Source organism: Agromyces larvae, assembly GCF_022811705.1.
GTDB classification, from domain to species: Bacteria; Actinomycetota; Actinomycetes; order Actinomycetales; family Microbacteriaceae; genus Agromyces; species Agromyces larvae.
Map to the genome: position 1 here is coordinate 2,499,740 of NZ_CP094528.1, position 20,036 is coordinate 2,519,775.

Consider the following 20,036-nt stretch of genomic DNA (forward strand, 5'->3'; position numbering starts at 1 on the left):
TTGCCCATGACGACGCGCACCGCGCCGCCGCGAGGCATCCGATCGATTGCGGATGCTCCGCGCTCGATGTCGGATGTCGCGGCTAGCGTGGGCAGCACACGAGGAGATGGGGTCGCATGTACGTCGAAGACGGGCGAGTCGTCACGAGTGCGAGCGATCTGAAGAAGGCGTCCGATTGCGAGTTCGCGTTCCTGCGCGAGCTCGACGTCAAGCTCGGCCGCGACACGCTGTTCGAGGCACCCGACGACGAGATGCTGCGGCGGGCCGGGTTGCTCGGCACCGAGCACGAGCTGCGCGTGCTCGAGCGCTACCGGGCCGAGTTCGGCGACGCGGTCGTCGAGATCGAGCAGCCCAGCGTGCGCGACCTGCCCGCGGTCGAGGCGGCGGTCGCGGCGACGATCGATGCGCTCGAGGGCGGTGCGCCGGTGGTCTACCAGGCGATGTTCCGCGACGACGGGTTCGTCGGGTTCGCCGACTTCCTGGTGCGACGGCCCGACGGGCGCTATCGGGTGCAGGACTCGAAGCTCGCCCGGCACGCGCGGGTCACCGCGCTGCTGCAGCTCGCCGCGTACGCCGATCAGCTCGACCGGCTCGGCATCCCCTGCGACGACACCGTCGAGCTGCTCCTCGGCGACGGCACGTCCAGCACGCACCTGCTCGACGACATCCGCCCGGTGTATCGCGAGCGGGTCGCCCGGCTGCACGCCATCGTCACCGAGCGCCTCGCCGATCCCGACCCGGTGCGGTGGGGCGATCCGCGTTACGCGCACGACGGGCGCTGCCCCACCTGCGAGCTCGAGGTGCAGGTCGGGCGCGACGTGCTCATGGTCGGCGGGCTGCGCATCACGCAGCGCGACCCGCTCGCGGCGGTCGGCATCCGCACCATCGACGACCTCGCCGCGTCCTCCGGGCCGGTTCCGCATCTGATGGATGCCACGCTCGAGGGCCTGCGCGAACAGGCACGCCTGCAGCTCGCGGCCGAGGCGGCCGAGCGCGAGGCCGAGGCATCCGGGTCGCGCGGTCCCGACGATCCGCCGCTGCCGCCGCCGGTCTCGGTGCGCGAGGCCGGTGCGCTCGCGGCGATCCCGGTGCCGGACCCGGGCGATCTGTTCTTCGACTTCGAGGGCGACCCGCTCTACACCGAGGGCGACGGCACCCGGTGGAATCTCGACTACCTGTGGGGCATGGTCGACGAGCACGACACGTACACCGCGTTCTGGGCGCACTCCTTCGCCGAAGAGCGCGAGGCGCTCGTGCGGTTCCTCGAGTTCGTCAAGCTGCGCCGGGCGCAGCATCCCGATCTGCACATCTACCACTACGCGTCCTACGAGCGCACCCACCTGACGTCGATCGCCGCCCGCCACGGCGTCGGCGAGGCCGACGTCGACCAACTGCTCGCCGACGGCGTGCTCGTCGACCTCTACCCCATCGTCAAGCGCGCGGTGCGCGTGGGCAGCCGGTCGTACTCGATCAAGAAGCTCGAGCCGCTCTACATGGGCGACGAGTTGCGCGAGGCCGACGTGAAGTCGGGCGGCGACTCGATCACCGAGTACGTGCGGTCGCGCGAGCTCGCCGAGTCGGGGCGGCCGGGTGCGGCCGACGAGGCGCAGGCGATCCTCGACGATCTCGCCGAGTACAACCGGTACGACTGCGTGTCGACCCGGCGGCTGCGCGACTGGCTGCTCGCCGTCGCCCGCCGCGAGGGCGTCGAGCCCGTGCCGCCGCGGTACCTCGCCGAGCTCGGCGGCGCGAAGGTCTACGAGCCGAGCCCGCTCGCCGCGGCGTTGCGCGAGGCGGCCGGGCCCCGCGAATCGGGGCACGAGCGCGACGCCGATCGCACCGCGCTCGCGCTCGCGTCGGCTGCGATCGACTACCACCAGCGCGAGGACAAAAGCTTCTGGTGGGCGCACTTCCTGCGCACCGACCAGCCCGTCGAGACGTGGGAAGACCATCGCGACGTGCTGGTCGTCGACCCGGCGAGCTCGACGGTGCGGCAGCAGTGGCATGAAGAGCCGCGCTGGGGCAAGCCCCGCCGCGAACTGCACCTCGAGGGGCGCGTGGCACCCGGGTCGCGCTTCACGCCCGGCACGGAGGTGTTCCTGCTGTACGAGTGGCCCGCACCCATGCCGTCCAACACGTTCCGGCCGGGGCAGCGCGCGTGGACCGACGCCGTCGTGGTCGAGGCGACCGAACTCGGGGTCGTCGTCGAGGAGTCGTCGGTGGCCGGCGCCGATCCGTGGCATCCGCTGCCGTTCGCGATCGCACCGGGGCGGCCGCCTCGCGCCGACAAGCTGCGCGAGGCGATCGCCGAGTGGGCGTCGCCGATCGTGGCGAGGCTGGGCGCGGGCGGCGCGGCGCCTGCGGCTGGGGCGTTGCCGGTGCCCGCCGAGCCGGTGCCCGCGCTGCCGCACGGGCCGGCGATCGACATCCTGCGCCGGCTCCCTCCTCGCGCGCGGGGCGGGCTCGTGCCGCACGCCGAGGGCGGCGATGTCGTCGCCGAGGTGGTCGAGTCGGTGCGGCGGCTCGACCGCTCGTACCTCGCCGTGCAGGGGCCGCCCGGCACCGGCAAGACCTACGTCGCGTCGCACGTCATCGCTCGGCTCGTCGCCGACCACGGCTACCGCATCGGCGTCGTCGCCCAGTCGCACGCCGTCGTCGAGAACGTGCTCTGCGCAGTGGTCGACGCCGGCCTCGACCCCGCGATGGTCGGCAAGTCGGTGCGCAGCGCAGCCGAGGTCGAACGCGCGCCGTTCACCGCGTTCACGCAGAAAGACCGGCTCGCCGGCTTCATCGGCGACCACCCCGACGGCTTCGTCGTCGGCGGTACCGCGTGGGACTTCTGCAACACCCGCCGGGTGGGGCGTGGCGCGCTCGACCTGCTCGTCATCGACGAGGCCGGGCAGTTCTCGCTCGCCTCCACGATCGCGGTCGCGGTCTCGACGCAGAACCTGCTGCTGCTCGGCGACCCGCAGCAACTGCCGCAGGTGAGCCAGGCGCTGCACCCCGAACCGGTCAACACGTCGGCGCTCGGCTGGATCGCCGACGGGCACGACGTGCTGCCGAGCGAGTACGGGTACTTCCTCGCCGAGAGCCGGCGCATGCACCCCGAGATCGCCGCTCCGGTCTCGCGGCTGTCGTACGAGGGCGAGCTGCGCTCGCACCCGGTCGCCTCGGCCCGCCGGCTCGCCGGCGTCGCACCCGGGCTCACCCCGCTGCCCATCGAGCACGTCGGCAACGCCACCTACTCGCCCGAAGAGGCGCAGGTGATCGTCGAACTCGTCGCGTCGCTGATGGGGCGCGAGTGGTCCGAGGCATCCGAGACCCCTGACGGCATCGTGACCGAGCCCGGCCGACCGCTCGAGCAGACCGACCTCATCGTCGTCACGCCGTACAACGCGCAGCTCGCCGTCGTGCGCACCGCGCTCGACCTCGCCGGCTACGTCGACGTCCCCGTCGGCACCGTCGACAAGTTCCAGGGGCAAGAAGCGGTCGTGGCGATCATCTCGCTCGCGGCGTCGTCGGCGGCCGACGTGCCGCGAGGCCTCGAGTTCCTGCTGCTGAAGAACCGGCTGAACGTCGCGGTGTCGCGGGCGAAGTGGGCGGCGTACCTCGTCTACTCGCCCGGGCTGCTCGAAGGGCTGCCGCGGTACGCCGACGGCGTCGCCCAGCTGAGCGCGTTCATGCGCCTCGTCGGCGCCGAGCGCGGGGCGCCGGTGCTCGCCTGAGCGACCGCGGTACGGCACCTGCCGGCCCGATGGGCGCGGGCAGCGTGCGCCCGGGGCGCCGGCTGGGAATACCGCACAGGTTCGCTGCGTAGATTCATGGCATGACCTCCCCCTCCGACCTGAACCCTGCCCGCATCACGATGTACGGCGCCGAGTGGTGCATCGACTGCCGCCGCTCGAAGGCCCTGCTCGACCGTCGCGGCGTCGACTACGAGTACGTCGACCTGATGGTCGTCGAAGACGGCGCCGACCGCGCGAAGGCGATCTCGGGCCGCACGAACATCCCCGTGGTCGTGTTCCCCGACGGCACGCACTTCACCGAGCCGAGCGACGCCGAGCTCGGCGCGAAGCTCGACGAGGTCGGCGCGCCCACCGCCTGACCCCCTCGCAGGCGGCGACATCGGTCAGGACCGCGGGTTGACGCGGTCGCCCACGATCGACAGGTCGGCGCCCTCGGGGATCTCAGCCGCCTCGATGCCCGGCACGGCGAGGAGGTCGGCGATGCACGCCGCCGTGCCGCCGACCACCGTCGAGTCGAAGTCGATCTCGCTGACGAGCACCCAGGCGAGGTCGTCGGGCCAGATGAGGCTCGGCGACTCACCGCGCAGCTCGGGTTCAGCGATCCAGGGCGCCCGCGTCGGCCACGAGGCATCCGCGAACTCGGCGACGCCTGCGTCGAACAGCACGTGCTCGCGCATCGGCAACGACAGCCGCGGGCCGTCCTCGACCTCGGAGCCGAGCACCGCCGGCGGCGTGGTGCTCACGACTCGGCCGCGCTCGTCATCCGCCGAGTCGACGAGGGCGAGCCGCACCACCCCTCGGCCGAACAGCCCGCCCCAGCCCTCCCACACTGCGGCGCACCCCGAGTCGGGCGTCGCCGTGTGCCGCGCGAGCACCGCCGTGATCGATGCGAGCAGCTCAGGCTCGAGGCGTCCCTGCTCGGGTGAATCGACGCGCCACCCCTGCGAGACGGGCACGCCGTTCCACGACCCGCGGTCCGGATCGGTGTCGCGCACCCGCTCCCACTGGAACAGCGGATGCCACGTCAGCCCGGCGTCGGCGGCGGCCGCCGCCCAGGTGGTGGAGCGCCGCTCCCAGGAGTCGGGCCACCCGCCGGCCCGAACGTCGTCCCACGTCAGGCCGACCGGCCGCTGGACTCCGATCGGGTGGAACACCCGCGCGTACGCCTCGAATCCGCGCGGCACGACGACGTGCATCGTGCCCCACGCGCGATCGAGCCGCGGCACGATCCAGGCGCCGCGCGAGACCTCCGGCTCCCACCGCATCCGCCCACGCTAGCGGTGCGGGGCTCGAGACGCGTGCTCCCCCGTCGGGCCCTCCTCGACCGGCGGGTGGCCGCTCACCGCAGCTGCGGCACGACCTCCTGCTCGAACAGCTCGAGCCCGCTGCGGTCGTACGCGAGCTCGGGCTGGTACGTGATGACGTACTCGAGGCCGAGCTCGCGCAGGCTCGACAGCTTCGCCACGATCTCGGCGGGCGTGCCGACGAGCGAGTTGGGGCCGCGGTAGTCGGCCATGAACCGCGCCGTGACGTCGGGGCCGAGGTAGGGGGCGACCCGCGCCTCGAGCCGGGCGAGCCGGCGGTCGACGTCGGCGGCGTCGCTGCCGATCACGGTGTTGAAGTTCGACGACCGGGTGATCGACGAGAAATCGCGGCCGAGCTTCTCGCAGTGCCCGCGCAGCACCTCGCTCTTGTGGGTGAACTCCTCGGGCGAGCCGAAGAAGTTCGTGTACGAGGCGTACTTCGCCGCGATGCGCAGCGTGACCTGCTCGCCGCCGCCGGCGATCCAGAACGGGATGCCGCCCGGCTGCAGCGGCTGCGGCTGGAAGATCGCGCCGTCCACCCGGTAGTACTCGCCGTCGAGGGTCGCGGTGCCCGTCGTCCACGCCTGCTGCATGATCTCGACGCCCTCGCGCAGCCGCCCGAGCCGTTCCCGCACGGGCGGGAACCCGTACCCGTACGCCCGCCACTCGTGCTCGTACCATCCGCCGCCGATGCCCATCTCGACGCGCCCGCCCGAGACGATGTCGGCGGTCGCGGCGACCTTCGCGAGGTACGCGGGGTTGCGGTACGACATGCACGTGCACATCTGGCCGATGCGCACGCGCGAGGTCGACGCGGCGTACGCGTTCACCAGCGACCAGGCTTCGTGCGTGGCCTCGGTGAGCGACGGCGTCGGCACGGTGTGGAAATGGTCGTAGACCCAGATCGACTCCCACGGCGAGCCCTCGCGGTCGGCGTGCGCGGCGAGGCCGTGCATCACCGCCCAGTGCTCGGCCGGCTCGATGCCGACGAGATCGTGACGCCAACCCTGGGGAACGAACATTCCGAATCGCATGGGGTCGAGCCTATTCGGATGCCACGGGCCCGCGGCATCCGGATCTCAGCGCCAGCCCTGAGGCATCCGGCCCGTGTCCTCCGTACCGTCGGCCGGTATGACCGACCTGGACACCGACCTGAACACCCGCCCCCTCCGCATCCCGTTCGTCGCCGCCGTGCACCGGATCCGGCCGCCCGCACCGGCCTGCGAGTTCTCGGCCGCCGACTTCACCGCGACCGCGTCGACCGCGTGCGGCGTGCGCATCATCCGCGTCGCGGGGGCCGGCCGCTGCCCCACCGCGGGCTGGACGCTGACGCTCGTCGCGGCCAACCCCGGCGTCGTGCCGCACCCCGAGCAAGTCTGGCTCGAACTGCGCGAAACACCGCCCTCGGATGCCGCGGCCCGCGTGCTGACCGACGTCGAAGTGGAGACGCTCATCGAGGACTCGGCTGCGAACGAGGTGATGATCCGCTTCGCGTACCGCGCCCCGATCACCGTGCCCGTGCTGGAGGCCGCCCAGGTGGGCGTGGCGAGCGCGGCGCCCGGCCGGTGGACCGGGCGCGACGCGCGCTGACCCTACGCGAGCGCGTACCGCAGCTCGGCCATCGCCGGGCCGGACCAGACGCCGCCGTCGAGATCGTCGCCGCGCACGGTGACCACCTTGCCGCCCTTGGCCAGCACGAGCAGGGCGAGCTGGGGGAGCAGGTCGCCGGCGCGGGTGCCGTCGGCGAGCGCGTCGCCGGTGCCGTTGCCGCTCGCGAATTCGATCGCGCCCGAGTCGGCGGCGAGCGTGCCGTTCACCGAGGTCGTGAAGTCGAACCAGAACGTCTCGACGGCACCGTCGGCCGCCTCGCGGGCGATCGCGGCGAGGTCGCGTTCGACTCGGCCCGCGGTTCCCTCCACGAGGGTGCGCAACTGCGACTCCGCCTCGTGGATGTTCAGCTTCGCGAGCTGCTGGCGGACGGCCTCGTCGACCTCGGCGGCGGTCAGCCGGTCGGCGCCGCCCGACACCCCGACGACCCGGCGCGAGTTGCGGGCGCGGTCGATGAACAGGCTCAGCAGCGGTTCGGCCGAGAACACGAACAGCGGCACCCGCTCGTCGGGGTCGAGTTCGTGCAGCGCGCGGCGCACCACGTCGACGACGCGCTTGGCGTAGAGGTCGAGCAGCGTCTTGCGGCCCTCGTCGCCCGTGAGACGGCTCGCTCCGCCCTGGCTGTTGGTGCCGCGCTGAGCACCGCGCGGGCGGTCCTCGCCGGGTTCGCGGTTGGTCGCCTCGTCCAGGTTCGCCACGCCCTGCGCGTCGAGCTCGAGCTTCGCGGCCCGCGCGACCGGCGTCGCGTGCCACAGCGACCACTCGTGCGCCGAGATCGTGATGGCGAACGCCTCCTGGTCCTGGCTGGGTGCGCGCAGGAGCTGCCCGAGCGTGAAGTGGGAGCCGACGTGCCACGAGTCGTCGAGTCGGTTCGGCAGCACGAACACGTCGTCGAAGTCGGGCGCGACGAAGATCGCGAGCGACCTCGCGAGCGTGCCCCACAGCTGCAGGTCGCCGAGGATCGCGTCGCGCCGGGCGCGCAGCGCGTCGAGTTCGGCGGCGGATGCCCCGTCGCTCTTCACCTGCTCGATCGCGGCGTCGAACGCGCTCTTCACGGCGACCTCGGCGCGCTCGCGCTCGGCGACGACCGGAGACGTCGAGGCGTAGATCGAGATGGCCGGGTGATGGACACCGGCGAGGGCGGTGAAGTCGGCCGTGGTGGGCATGTCGTGGTGAACGGTCATGCGTTCCCTCCCCCTGGGAATCGTCGCGAGCCGCAACCGCGGCGTCGCGTCCCTCCAGCCTAGGGAGACGCGCGCGAGAACGACAGTCCCGACCGGGGTCGGCTCACGCCTTCGACGCCGACGGCTCGACGGGCGCCCCGTCGACGTCGCGCTCCCACTCGCGCACGGCGCGGGTCGCGATGAACGGGGCGCGCTGCTCGGCCCACTCGTCGATGGCGGCGAGCTCCGCCTCCTCCTGCTTGGCGACGAACGCCTCGGCGACGCGGCGGCCGGATTCGCGTCGCAGGCCGGCGCGGTACTCGGCGACGTCGACGCGCGGAGCGGACTCCTCGCGGGCGGCGCGCAGACGCTCGTCGGACCGTTCGCGCTCGGACGCCACGATCGCGTCGTCGGTGATGCGCGCCACCTCGTCGTACGCCGTCGGCGCCATCAGGTTCTGCAGCGTCTTCGTGAGCACGGGCATGAGCTCGACGCACACGAACAGCAGCGCGATCATCAGGTGCGCGAACCCGAGCAGGCCGTTGCGCTCGCCGATGCGCCAGAGCGCATCGAGCCGGGCGAGCATGCCGTTGCTCTGCTCGGCCGCCGCCTCGTACCGGGTCTGCTCGAGGTCGCGCGCGGCGGTGAGCCGGTCGAGCCGCTCCTGGTCGGCGGCGAGGGTCTGCTCGGCCTGGGCGATCGCCTCGGCGGCGCCCGCTTCGATGCGCGCCTCGGCCTGCGCCTTGGCGTCGGCCTCGGCGGCCTTCGCGGCGTCGAGTGCGGCGAGCTTGCCGTCGCGGTCGAGCTTCTTCGACCGGGTGATGGGGCCGTCGCCCACGATGCCGGTGCCCTCGGTGCCGTCGAGCTCGCTCAGCCACACCCGGTTCGCCTCGTCGTAGGCGGCTTGCGCGGCGGCGGTCGCGGCCTGCGCGGCGACGTAGTCGGGGTCGGCGGCGAGCGCGTCGCGGCCGCCGTCGGAGATGAGTGCGCGCTGCGCGGCGACGCTCGCCGTCAGTCCGTCGATCTCGGCGTAGCGCGGGTCGGACGCGAGCTCCTCCTCGAACGCCTGCTTCGCCTCGAGTGCCATCACCTCGGTCTCGGCCGCGATCTCCCGCTCGAACACCTGCAGCGTGAGCGGGGTCGCCACGACGATGCCGATGACGAGCGCGAGGGCCACGCGGGGCAGGGCGAGCAGCAGGTTCGCCGAAGGGCGCGGCTGACGCGGCATGCCGACGACGAGCATGCGGTCGATCGCGAGGATGACCAGACCCCACAGGATGCCGACGCCGATCGCGACCCACGGCGGCGCGGTCAACGCCATCAGCATCGCGAACGACGCCGCCGCGGCCGACACGGCGGCGGTCGCGATGAGGACGAGCCCCATCGAGAGGTACCGCTGACGCTGGCCCGGCGCACGCCCGATCACATCGGGCCGTGCGCCGCCGAACGTCACGAGCGCGTCACCGAGCCGGCTCATCGATCCCCCCGATCCGCCGATCCCCCGATCAGGTCAGACCGGACACGATACTCCCCCGACCGTTCCGGCGACACTGGGGGAATCCCCCGATCGACCCTGATCCCGTCGCCTCCACACGTCGACCGGCGGAACACGGCGGAATACGGCGGCCGAGGCATCCGGTTGCATCGAAGCGATGACCACCACACCGCGCCTGTCCGTGCTCGACCTCGTTCCCGTGCGCACGGGCCAGACCAGCGCCGACGCCGTCGCCGCCTCGGTCGCCCTCGCGCAGGCCGCCGACCGGCTCGGCTACACCCGCTACTGGTTCGCCGAGCACCACAACATGCCGGCCGTCGCCTCCACCACCCCGCCCGTGCTCGCGGCCGCGATCGCGGCGCGCACCGAGCGGATCCGGGTCGGCTCGGGCGGCGTCATGCTGCCGAACCACGCGCCGCTCGTCGTGGCCGAGCAGTTCGCCGCGCTGGAGGCGATCGCGCCGGGCCGCATCGACCTCGGCATCGGGCGCGCTCCGGGCAGCGACCCCGTCATCACGCAGCTGCTGCGCATCTCGGGGCCGACCGCCGACGTCGACCGGTTCCCCGACCACGTCACCGACATCGTCAGCCTGCTCCAGCCCGACGGCGCGACGCTGCGGCTCACCAGCGGGCGCGAGTACCCCATCGCCGCCACCCCCGCCGCGGCGGGCGCGCCGACCGTGTGGCTGCTGGGCTCGAGCGACTACTCGGCGAAGCTCGCCGCCGAACTCGGCCTGCCGTACGTGTTCGCCAACCACTTCTCGGGCGAAGGGCTCGAGCGCGCGCTCGAGCTGTACCGCAGCGGATACACGCCGAGCGAGCGGCATCCGGCCCCCGAGACCTTCCTCACCGTGAACGCGGTCGTCGCCCCCACCGCGGCCGAGGCGCACGAGCGCGCCCTGCCGCAGCTGCGGCAGATGGCGCGGCTGCGGCTCAACCGGCCGATGCACGCGCTCGAGACGGTCGAGGAGGCGCTCGCCGCGCCCGCCGACGAACTCGCCGACGAGCTCATCGCGGCGATGCGCGGGCGTTGGATCATCGGCGAACCGGATGCCGCGTCCGCGCGCCTGCGCGACCTCGCGGTCCGGCACGGCGTCGACGAGGTGATGGTCGTGCCCGTCACGGGCGCCTACGCGGCCGAACCGGCGGATGCCTCGCCCGGCCGCGTGCAGACCCTCGAACTGCTGGCGGGCGCGCTGCTCGAAGAGCGGGCGACCAACCCGCCGGTCGAGTAGCGAGCACCGGAGAGCGTATCGCCACCAGGTGAGCGGCCCTTCGGGGCCTCGGCACGCGCCCGGCGCACCCCGACCGGCGGGTTCGCTCAGGCCGCGAGACCGAGCCTGCGCAGATCCTCCGTGGAGGCGCGGTACTCGTCGCCCTCGGCGACCTTGGCTTCCCGCGGCACGCGCGCACCGTTCTGGACTCGCGCGGCGGCGCCGATCGAGGCGTACGGGCCGACGACGGCGTTGCGGCCGACGACGGCGCCGCGGCCCACATGGGCGCGCACCCCGATCTCGGCGCGCTCGGCGACGATGGCGTCGCGGTCGACCCAGCCTCCGGGGCCGATGACGGCGTGGCGCTGGACCTCTGCTCCGGGGTCGACGTAGGCGGTCGGGTCGACGAACGCGGTGGGGTCGACCTTCGCGGTCGTGGCCACGAGGCCGCGCCCGTTCACGTGCTTGCGGTAGCGCCGCAGAACCCCGTTCTCGTCCTCGAACTCGACGTAGCTGATGCCCACGGACTCCTCCCTTCGGGACGCTCGGATGCGTCCGCAGGTGCTACAACACCGATGCTGACCGGGGCATTCCCGCGGTTCGGCGGTGCGGCTCGATACGGATGCATCGACGTTCGGCACTCCGACACGGGACGCATAGGTTCCGCATGGCGAACCCACAGCACCCGGCTTGCGGGATCCGGCTGGATGGAGGCATCCCATCGAACTGATCGGAGCCCACCGTGGACCAGTCCCTCCTGCTCATCGCCGTCGACCTCGTCGCCATCGCCGTTCTGGTGTTCGGCCTGTACTTCCCGAGGCACCGACGGCGCGACCTCGTGGTCGCCTACCTGACCGTCAACGTCGGCGTGCTCGCCGTCGCGCTCGTGCTCGGGCAGACCGCCGTCGGCGCCGGGCTCGGCCTCGGCCTGTTCGGCGTGCTGTCGATCATCCGGCTCCGTTCGCGCGAGATCGAGCAGCACGAGGTGGCGTACTACTTCGCCGCGCTCGCGCTCGGTCTCATCGGCGGCCTGGTCGGCACCGCGTCCTGGCTCGGGATCGGGCTCATGGCCCTCGTCCTCGTCGTGCTCGCGATCGGCGACCACCCGGCGCTGTTCCGCCGTTCCCGTCAGCAGTCGGTCGTGCTCGACCAGGCGATCGCCGACGAGCACGAACTCACGGCCCGGCTCGAGCAGGTGCTCGGCGGGCGGGTGCTGCGGGTGCGCGTCGAACAGCTCGACCTCGTCGACGACACGACGAAGGTGGACGTGCGGTTCGAGGCCCCCAGGGCCGGCGCGGCGCGGCCGGGCGCGACCCGGTCGGGCGCGACCCGGCTGGGCGCGACGCGGCCGGGCGCGACGCGGCCCGCTACGGCCGGCTCGGATGCCGCGACGCCCGTCGAGGCCCGCCCGGCCGCGACCGCCGAGCGGCCGGCGGCCGAGACCGTCTCGCTCGAGGTTGCGCGATGACCGCGGTGAGCGGGCGCGAGCGGGCGTTCGCATCCCTCGCGACCCTCGCCCCGGTGAGCCTGGACGAGCTGAACACCCGGGCCGAGCTGCTCACCCGGGTCGACCGCAAGTACCTCCTGCCGCTCGCCGACCTGCCGCGGGTGCTCGACCGGCTGCCCGCCGGCACCCTCGCGCTCGAGATCGACGGCGCCCGCGCCCAGCGGTACGAGTCGGTGTACTTCGACACCGCCGACCTGGTGAGCTTCACGCTCGCCGCTCGCGGGCGGCGTCGGCGCTTCAAAGTGCGCACCCGCAGCTACCTCGGCTCGGATCTCGCATTCCTCGAGGTGAAGACCCGCGGCGGCCGGGCCGTCACGGTGAAGGATCGAGTCGCCGTCGATCCGGATGCCACGACCGCCCTCTCCGGCGACGGTCACGCCTACGCGCGCGACGTGCTCGACGAGTCGGGCATCGGAGCGCCCTCCGACCTGCACCTCGATGCCGTGCTCACCACCCGGTACCGGCGGGCGACCCTGCTGGTGCCGGCCACCGGCGCCCGCCCCGAGAGCCGCGCCACCGTCGACCTCGACCTCACCTGGGTCGACCGCGGACGCGGCGGCTCGTTCCCGACGGTGATGACCACGCCCGACCGCGTGATCGTCGAGACGAAATCGGGCGCCTCCGCAGGCGAAGTCGACCATGCCCTGTGGGCGTGCGGGCACCGACCGACCCGCATCTCGAAGTACGCGACGGGGCTCGCAGCGCTCCGGCCCGGCCTGCCGGCGAACCGCTGGCACCGCGTGCTGGCCCGCGACTTCGCGGGCGCCCGGCGCGAGCCCGCGAACGCCCCGACCACCAGCTCCTGACGAAGCTCCCACGAAACGAGACTCCATGAACGCCCATCCCTCCCGCCGCCCCTGGCTCACCGCCGCGATCGCGGCACCCCTCACCCTCGTCGGCGCCCTCGTGCTCGCGAGCTGCTCGACCGGCGACACCGCCGACACCGGCGCGACGCTCGGCACCGGCTCCGAGGCATCCGTCGAGCTCGCGACCGTCGAGGCGGTCGACCCGGGCGCGACCGCCGCCGAGGTGATGGCCGACAACGAAGCCGCACCCGGCGGCGACGGCGACGACACCTGGTCGGTGGCCGACGAGACCGCGATCACGCTGTCGGGCTCGTCGGCGACGAGCGACTCCGACGCGGTCTCGGTCGACGACGGCACCGTGACGATCACCGCCGCCGGCACGTACCGACTGTCGGGCGATCTCGACGGGCAGGTCGTGGTGAACGTGCCGGGCGACGGGCTCGTACGGCTCGTGCTCGACGGCGTCGACATCGCGAGCGATTCCTCCGCCGCGATCGCGATCACGGCGGCCGAGGAGGTGCAGGTCGTGCTCGCCGACGGCAGTTCGAACACGCTCGCCGACACCGCGGCGTACGCCGACGGCGCCGACGTGAACGCCGCGCTGTTCAGCGCGACCGACCTCGTGATCGCCGCCGAGTCGGCCGGCACCGGCGAACTCGTCGTCCACGGCAACGGCAACGACGGCATCGCGAGCAAGGACGGCCTGCGCATCACCGGCGGCACCATCACCGTCGATGCGGTCGACGACGGCATCCGCGGCAAGGACGAGGTGCAGATCGACGGCGGCACGATCACCGTTACCGCGGGCGGCGACGGACTGAAGGCCGACGACGAGGAGGACGCCGACCGCGGGTACCTCGCGATCGCGGGCGGCGACGTGACCGTCACCGCCGGCGGCGACGGGCTGGATGCCGCGACCGACGTCGTCGTCTGGGGCGGCACCCTCGACGTGACGTCGGGCGGCGGGCACGAGGCGAGCGTCGCCGAAGACGCGTCGGCGAAGGGGCTGAAAGGCCGGGTCTACGTCGTCATCGACGGCGGATCGGTGACGGTCGATGCCGCCGAGGACGCGATCCACACCGACAACACCGCGCACCTCGCCGACGGCACCGTCGAGGTCGCCGCCGGCGACGACGGCGTGCACGCGGATGTCGCGCTCACCGTCTCGGGAGGCACCGTCGACGTGACCGCGTCGTACGAGGGTCTCGAGGGCTCGGCGATCACGATCGCGGGCGGCACCACGCGGGTCGCGGCATCCGACGACGGGGTCAACGTGTCGGCCGGCGACGTCGCGTCGACCGCCGACGCGCTGACGCTCACCGTCACCGGAGGCACCCTCGAGGTCGACGCCGACGGCGACGGCCTCGACGCGAACGGCTCGATCTCGATGTCGGGCGGCACCGTCACGGTGCAGGGGCCGACGAACGACGGCAACGCCGCGCTCGACTACGACGGAACGTTCGACATCACCGGCGGCACGCTGATCGCGGTCGGCGCGAGCGGCATGGCGATGGCCCCCGGTGCGGATGCCTCGCAAGCCTCGGTGCTCGTCACCCTCGACCGCACCGTGGCGGCCGGGACGACGCTGCAGGTCACCGCGTCCGACGGCACCGTCGTCGGCACGGTCACGGCCGCGAAGCAGGCGGGCTCGGTGGCGTTCTCGTCGCCCGGCCTCGTGAACGGCGAGACGTACACCGTCACGGCCGAGGGCGCCGCCGTCGGCTCGGCGGTCGCGGGCGAGCAGGTCTCGATGGGCATGCCCGGCGGCGGGCGGCCCGGCGGGGGTGGCGGGCCCGGCGGCGGGCAGCCGCCGACCCGGCCCTGAATGCGGGCCTCGCGTTCCCTCGCGCCCCACGCAGCCCCGCTCGCACCCATGCGCACGCCGCTCGCGCCCCACGCAGCCCCGCGCTGCGCCACTTCGGCGGCCTCCGCGCCAGACGAACTGGCGCAGGCGGCGTCGAAGTGGCGCAGCCGCAGGACGCGAGCGGAGCGGACGGCAGGGGGAGCGAGCGCGGTAGGCGCGACGGGCGGAGCGGGCGGCAGGCCGGGACATCCGTGCGAGAAGTTAGGCTTACCTGAGTTCCGCTTCGGCCCCGCCTGACTGGATGCCCATGACCGCTGCCCCGCTCGTCGAGCTCGACGAGGTGCGCATCCGCCACGACGGCGCCGAGCGCGCGACGCCCGACGGCGTCACACTCGCGATCCGTCCGGGCGAGGTGGTGCTGGTGCTCGGGCCGTCGGGCTGCGGCAAGTCCACCCTCGCGCTCGCGCTCGACGGGCTCATCCCCCACGCCGTGCCCGCCGACCTCGAGGGGCGCGTGCTCGTGGCCGGCCTGGACACCCGCGACCACCACGTCGGCGAGCTGAGCGAACACGTCGCGATGGTGTTCCAGGATCCGGACGCGCAGGTCGTCACCGGCACCGTGCTCGACGAGGTCGCGTTCGGCCCCGAGAACCTGCGACTGCCGGTCGACGACGTGCTCGCCCGCGCCGAACGCGCGCTGAAGCTCGTCGGCCTCTGGGAGCGCCGCACCGAGAACCCCGACCGGCTCTCGGGCGGAGGCCGCCAGCGGCTCGCCATCGCGTGCGCGCTCGCGATGGCGTCGCCCGTGCTCGTGCTCGACGAACCGACCGCGAACCTCGACCCGGCCGGCATCGACGAGGTGTACGCGGTACTGCGCGAGCTCGCCAACGAGCGCGATCACGCGATCGTGCTCGTCGAACACAACCTCGACGCGGCGGTCGACGTGGTCGACCGGGTCGTCGTGCTCGATGCGGCCGGGCGGCTCGCGATGGACGGGCCGGTGCGCGACGTCCTGCGCGGGCGCACCGACGAGCTGCTCGCCCTCGGCGTGTGGCTGCCGGTCTCGACGCTGGCCGCGCTGCGGTTGCGCGAGGCGGGCGTCGTGCTCGACCCCCTGCCGCTCACCCCCGCCGAACTCGCGGCCGCACTGGATGCGCACGCGGTGCTGCCCGCGCCGCTCGTCGCCGCCGGACGCGACGCGACGACACGTCTCGAGACCGACGCGACCCAGCGCACCTCACCGGGCCTCGAGACGCGTCCGACTCCGTCGGGCGCCCCTCGACCGACGGCCGGGCAGGCGGCGATCACGGCGCGCGGCCTGTCGGTGCGTCGCGGGGGCAAGCGCGGGCCGATCGTCGTGCACGACGTCGACCTCGACGTGGCATCCGGTGAGTTCCTGGCGATCGTCGGCACCAACGGCGCCGGCAAGACCAGCCTGCTGCAGGCGATCGCGGGCGTGACGCCCGCGCCCGAGGGCGCCGTCGACGTGCTCGGCCTCGACCCGCAGCGCGCCGACGCGCGCGAGCGCAGCCGGCGCATCGGGTTCGTGTTCCAGAATCCCGAGCACCAGTTCGTCGCGACGAGCGTCGCCGGAGAGCTCGACCTCGGCCTGAAGCTGCAGGGCCTCGACGAGGCCGCCCGCGACGCCGAGATCACCCGCATCCTCGACCGGTTCGGGCTCGGAGACCTGCGCGACCGGCACCCCTTCCTCCTGTCGGGCGGGCAGAAGCGGCGGCTGTCGGTCGGCACCGCGCTCGTCGCCGGCGCGCCCGTGCTCGCGCTCGACGAACCGACCTTCGGCCAGGACCGCGAACGCGCCGCCGAACTCCTCGACATGCTCGCGACGCTGAACGCCCAGGGCACGACGATCCTCGTCGTCACGCACGACCTGCAGCTCGTCGCCGACTACGCGAGCCGCGTCGCGGTGATGGCCGAGGGCCGGGTGCTCGGCGTCGGCCCGACCGCCGAGGTGCTCGCCGGGCCGCTCATCGAACAGGCCGGCCTGCGACATCCACCGCTCGCGCGCGCCACCCGCGGCCTCGAGCACCACCCCGGCTGGCGCCAGGTGACCCGGATGTCGCAACTGCCCGCAGCCGTCGCCCCCGCGTCCACGACGACCGACGACGGGCACGCGCCGGGCGCGGTGCCGACCGAGGCCCGAGGCATCCGATGACCGCGACCGCCGCCGACTCGCCCGAGGCATCCGCTCAGCCGACCGCGACGCACGTCGACCCGTTCGCCGAAGCGCCCAAGCCGCGCGGACGCTTCCTCTACGCCCTCAACCCCCTCGCGAAGATCGCCGGCCCGCTGCCCGTGATGTTCGCGCTCGTCTTCACGCGTGGCGCCCTGATCCCCACGGTCATCATCGTCGTCTCGCTCGTGCTGCTGTTCGTCGGCGCGAAGCTGCGCGGGCGCGTGATCGTCGCGCTGCTCATCGGCCTGCCGCTGCTCATCGGCGCGTTCGGCGTGAGCTTCGGCATCTGGGTCGACCCGGCGTTCGTCGACCAGGACTCGGATGCGGCATCCGTCACCCTGATCGCGATCGGCGACTGGCGCTTCACGCTCGCCGCCTACCTGATCGGCCTCGCCACCGCGCTGCGCATCGCCGCCCTGCTCGTGCTGACCCTGCTCGCGGGGCTCACCACCGGCGGGCCCGAACTCGTGCGCGCGCTCGTGCAGAACCTGCGGGTGCCGTACCGCATCGGCTACACGGCGCTCGCCGCGCTGCGGTTCGTGCCCCGGTTCGGGCACGAGCTCGAGGTGATCCGGGCCGCGCACCGGGTGCGCGGCACCGACCACGGGCACGGCCCGATCGCGTGGATCCGTCGCACGCTCGGCCTCGCGATCCCGCTGCTGGCGGGCGCCATCCGGCACGCCGAACGCGTCGCCCTCGCGATGGACGCCCGCGCCTTCGGCGCGCACCGCACCCGCACCGAGCGCACGATCAGCCGCTGGCGGGTGCGCGACACGGTGTTCGTGCTGCTGTTCTGGGCGGGCGCGATCGCCCTGTACTGGTGGGTGCTCGCCGCCGGCTGACGCATGCGTCCCGCGACGTGCCGCGCGCACGCGCCCTCGCCGTGCCGCACGCGGCCGCCCTCGCCGTGCCGCGCGCAGCCGCCCTCGCCGTGCCGCGCGCAGCCGCCCTCGCCGTGCCGCGCGCACCTTCCCTCGCGGCTGCGCCAAGTCGGTCGCCTCTGCGCCAGTCCGACTGGCGCGGACAACGCCGAACTGGCGCAGCGGACGGCGGGGAGCGACGGCAGCGAGCGGCCGGCAGCGCGCAAGCGGCGCCAGCGAGCGACGCCGGCAGCGCGCAAGCGACAGCGAGCGGCCGGCGCGTTACCCCGCGGCCGCGGTGTCGACGATCTCGACGTAGAAGACGAGCGTGTGACCGCCGAGGCCGTTCGACGACTCCTCGGTGCCGTAGCCGAGCTCCGGCGGGATGGTCACGATCAGCTTCGTGCCGACCGGCTGGCCGACGAGCGCGGCGCCGAAGCCCTGGATGACGTCGGCGGTGCCGAAGGTCGCCGGCTCGCCGCGGTCGAAGCTCGAGTCGAACTGCTCCTTCGTGTCCCAGTTGATGCCGACGTAGTGCACGGTGACGCTGTCGCCGTTCTGCACCACGGTGCCGTCGCCCTCGTCCAGCACTTTCAGGGCGAGCTCGGCCGACGGGGCGGCGTCGGGGATGACGATCGTCGGGGCGTCGTCGCCGTTCTGCGTGACCTCGGGCACGTTCTCGGTCCACTCGGCGGGCGTCGGCAGGGGCTCGGGCTCGGGCTCGACGTACTCGCCGACGATGTCGACGACGATCACGACGGTGTCGTCGGCGCCGACGCCGAGGGTCTCGTTGCCGGTCTCGCCGTAGAGCGATGCGGGCGGCGCGACGGTGACGGTGCGGCTGCCGTACGGCTGGCAGTCGATGGCCGAGCGGAACGAGTCCAGCAGCGTCCCGTCGCCGACGGCGAGGGTGGCCTGCTGCGACAGGATCTGCTCGCCGGTGGTGGCGTTGATCATCGTGATGACCACGTCGGCGCTGGTGCCGCTCGCGGCCTCGTCGCCGTCGCCTTCGGTGAGGACCGTCGTCTGCAGGTCGGTGGCCTTCAGCGGAGTCGTGAACGTCGCGGTCGGGTTGGCCTCGCCGAACGCGCCGTCGACGGTGATCGCCTCGCTGTCGGGCCCCGGGACGGCCTCGAAGCAGGGCAGCGCGCCGTCGGCGGTCGGAGTGGGCGTCGGGGTCGACTCGGCGCCGCCGGCGCAGCCGGCGAGCAGGAGCGCTGCCGACGCGGCGAGCGCGACGGGCGCAGCGAGGCGCAGGGCACGATTCATGGGGAGGTCTCGATTCCGATCAGGACGTGAAGTTCCAGTCTGCCGTGCCGCGGCTCTGGATTGCCTGAATCCGTCGCGTCCCCGCGTGACATCCGTGCCGGTCACCCGTCGCGTCCGAGGCATCCGACGGGACAGAATGGGCGGATGGGGGACGTACTCGAAGCGGAGGAGGCGGGCCGGGTGCCGGCCGGCCCCGCCGATGACCATGCCGCGCTCGACGCGGTGCTCTGGGATCCGATCGCCGCCGGGGTGCTGGTGCGGTCGCAGCCGCGCTTCGACGAGGTCGTGCTCGATGCGGGCTGCGGCGACGGTGCGACGGCGCTGCCGACCGCCGAGCTGGTCGGGCCGGGCGGGCGGGTCGATGCGTTCGATCCCGACGAAGCGCTGGTCGCGCTGGTGCGCGACCGCGCGGGTGACCGGATGCCGCAGCTGCGGCCGTCCGTCGGCGATCCGACCGACCGGGAGGCGGCGGACGCGGCGGAGGGTGGCTATGACCTCGTGCAGTGCACGCTCGGGGTGCGGCGGCTCGCGGCGGGCGACCTCGACCGGGTCGGCGGGGTGGTGCAGCGGCTCGTCGCGCAGGCGCGGCCGGGCGGGCGGGTCGCGATCGCGGTCTGGGCGGGCGGATCGTTCGACCCGCTTCCCGAGATCCTCGCGGGGGCGCTCGCACCCGAGTACGGCGGCGCCGCGGATGCCTCGGAGCTGGCGGAGTCCGCGAACCCGACGCTGCCCGGCGCCGAGACCCCCGGTGCGTTCGCCCGCCTGCTGTCGGGGTACGGGCTGATCGGGGTGCGTTCCGCCCTCGTGCCGCTGCATCTCGAACTCGACGAGGAGCTCGCCTGGCGGCTGGTGACGGGCACGACGCTGCGCACGCTCATCGACGTCCTCGACGACGACGCCGTGGAGCGGGTCCGCACCAGGGCGCTCGCCGCGATCGCCGACCGGTCGATCGCGTCGGTCGACGCATCGGTGCTGGTGGCAGTCGGGCGCCGGCCCGTCTGAGCGCCCACCGCACGCGCGCGGCCGCGAGCTGCGGATACCGCGGCGGGGTATCTTCCGCGCCCCGG

General features: G+C 73.6%; 16 protein-coding genes. 10 read left to right on the forward strand and 6 right to left on the reverse strand.

Going from position 1 to position 20,036, the window contains the following annotated elements; all coding sequences use genetic code 11:
• Nucleotides 1–116: 116 nt before the first annotated feature.
• Together MTO99_RS12180 and MTO99_RS12185 are read left to right on the forward strand one after the other, a co-directional pair.
• A complete protein-coding gene (locus MTO99_RS12180; RefSeq protein WP_243553905.1) occupies nucleotides 117–3,725 on the forward strand; it encodes a TM0106 family RecB-like putative nuclease in 3,609 nt (1,202 codons plus the stop codon).
• 101 nt (nucleotides 3,726–3,826) lie between these two features.
• Nucleotides 3,827–4,105, forward strand: coding sequence for a glutaredoxin family protein (locus tag MTO99_RS12185; protein ID WP_243553906.1), 279 nt, complete (start codon nucleotides 3,827–3,829; stop codon nucleotides 4,103–4,105).
• Between the two features lie 24 nt (nucleotides 4,106–4,129).
• On the opposite strand, the gene MTO99_RS12190 is transcribed toward MTO99_RS12185, so the two are convergent.
• Nucleotides 4,130–5,011, reverse strand: coding sequence for a hypothetical protein (locus MTO99_RS12190; RefSeq protein ID WP_243553907.1), 882 nt, complete (start codon nucleotides 5,009–5,011; stop codon nucleotides 4,130–4,132).
• Between the two features lie 74 nt (nucleotides 5,012–5,085).
• A complete protein-coding gene (locus MTO99_RS12195; protein WP_243553908.1) occupies nucleotides 5,086–6,084 on the reverse strand; it encodes an LLM class F420-dependent oxidoreductase in 999 nt (332 codons plus the stop codon).
• A 97-nt stretch (nucleotides 6,085–6,181) separates the two neighbouring features.
• Between MTO99_RS12195 and MTO99_RS12200 the strand changes: the two genes are divergently transcribed.
• The gene (locus MTO99_RS12200) at nucleotides 6,182–6,640 is read left to right on the forward strand and encodes a hypothetical protein (RefSeq protein ID WP_243553910.1); all 459 of its coding nucleotides are present in this window, start codon (nucleotides 6,182–6,184) and stop codon (nucleotides 6,638–6,640) included.
• A gap of 2 nt (nucleotides 6,641–6,642) precedes the next feature.
• Here the strand turns inward: MTO99_RS12200 and MTO99_RS12205 are convergent, their stop codons facing one another.
• Together MTO99_RS12205 and MTO99_RS12210 are read right to left on the reverse strand one after the other, a co-directional pair.
• Nucleotides 6,643–7,842 carry a baeRF11 domain-containing protein gene (locus MTO99_RS12205; protein ID WP_243553911.1) on the reverse strand — a complete coding sequence of 400 codons (1,200 nt, stop codon included), beginning with the start codon at nucleotides 7,840–7,842 and terminating at the stop codon, nucleotides 6,643–6,645.
• Nucleotides 7,843–7,945: 103 nt separating this feature from the next.
• Nucleotides 7,946–9,298 (reverse strand): DUF4407 domain-containing protein, encoded by a 1,353-nt coding sequence (locus MTO99_RS12210; RefSeq protein WP_243553912.1) that lies wholly within the window; start codon nucleotides 9,296–9,298, stop codon nucleotides 7,946–7,948.
• A gap of 175 nt (nucleotides 9,299–9,473) precedes the next feature.
• Here MTO99_RS12210 and MTO99_RS12215 point away from each other — a divergent pair, with 175 nt between their 5' ends.
• Nucleotides 9,474–10,550 carry an LLM class flavin-dependent oxidoreductase gene (locus tag MTO99_RS12215; RefSeq protein WP_243553913.1) on the forward strand — a complete coding sequence of 359 codons (1,077 nt, stop codon included), beginning with the start codon at nucleotides 9,474–9,476 and terminating at the stop codon, nucleotides 10,548–10,550.
• An 86-nt stretch (nucleotides 10,551–10,636) separates the two neighbouring features.
• On the opposite strand, the gene MTO99_RS12220 is transcribed toward MTO99_RS12215, so the two are convergent.
• Nucleotides 10,637–11,053, reverse strand: a complete 417-nt coding sequence (locus MTO99_RS12220; protein ID WP_168209177.1) for a transferase — start codon at nucleotides 11,051–11,053, stop codon at nucleotides 10,637–10,639.
• Nucleotides 11,054–11,271: 218 nt separating this feature from the next.
• Here MTO99_RS12220 and MTO99_RS12225 point away from each other — a divergent pair, with 218 nt between their 5' ends.
• The 5 genes from MTO99_RS12225 (at nucleotide 11,272) to MTO99_RS12245 (ending at nucleotide 17,682) form a co-directional block, all read left to right on the forward strand.
• The gene (locus MTO99_RS12225; protein ID WP_243553914.1) at nucleotides 11,272–11,997 is read left to right on the forward strand and encodes a DUF4956 domain-containing protein; all 726 of its coding nucleotides are present in this window, start codon (nucleotides 11,272–11,274) and stop codon (nucleotides 11,995–11,997) included.
• A complete protein-coding gene (locus MTO99_RS12230) occupies nucleotides 11,994–12,842 on the forward strand; it encodes a polyphosphate polymerase domain-containing protein (protein WP_243553915.1) in 849 nt (282 codons plus the stop codon). The genes MTO99_RS12225 and MTO99_RS12230 overlap by 4 nt, the downstream gene beginning before the upstream one ends.
• A 25-nt stretch (nucleotides 12,843–12,867) precedes the next feature.
• Nucleotides 12,868–14,667 carry a carbohydrate-binding domain-containing protein gene (locus MTO99_RS12235; protein ID WP_243553917.1) on the forward strand — a complete coding sequence of 600 codons (1,800 nt, stop codon included), beginning with the start codon at nucleotides 12,868–12,870 and terminating at the stop codon, nucleotides 14,665–14,667.
• A gap of 280 nt (nucleotides 14,668–14,947) precedes the next feature.
• Nucleotides 14,948–16,819 carry an ABC transporter ATP-binding protein gene (locus tag MTO99_RS12240; RefSeq protein WP_243553918.1) on the forward strand — a complete coding sequence of 624 codons (1,872 nt, stop codon included), beginning with the start codon at nucleotides 14,948–14,950 and terminating at the stop codon, nucleotides 16,817–16,819.
• Complete coding sequence (locus tag MTO99_RS12245; RefSeq protein WP_243553920.1) at nucleotides 16,816–17,682, forward strand: energy-coupling factor transporter transmembrane component T family protein; 867 nt, start codon at nucleotides 16,816–16,818, stop codon at nucleotides 17,680–17,682. The genes MTO99_RS12240 and MTO99_RS12245 overlap by 4 nt, the downstream gene beginning before the upstream one ends.
• A 300-nt stretch (nucleotides 17,683–17,982) precedes the next feature.
• Here the strand turns inward: MTO99_RS12245 and MTO99_RS12250 are convergent, their stop codons facing one another.
• Entirely contained in the window at nucleotides 17,983–18,969 is a 987-nt protein-coding gene (locus MTO99_RS12250; protein WP_243553921.1) for an FKBP-type peptidyl-prolyl cis-trans isomerase, read from the reverse strand.
• 144 nt (nucleotides 18,970–19,113) lie between these two features.
• On the opposite strand from MTO99_RS12250, the gene MTO99_RS12255 reads away from it, so the two are divergent.
• Nucleotides 19,114–19,971 carry a class I SAM-dependent methyltransferase gene (locus tag MTO99_RS12255; RefSeq protein ID WP_243553922.1) on the forward strand — a complete coding sequence of 286 codons (858 nt, stop codon included), beginning with the start codon at nucleotides 19,114–19,116 and terminating at the stop codon, nucleotides 19,969–19,971.
• Nucleotides 19,972–20,036: the final 65 nt, after the last annotated feature.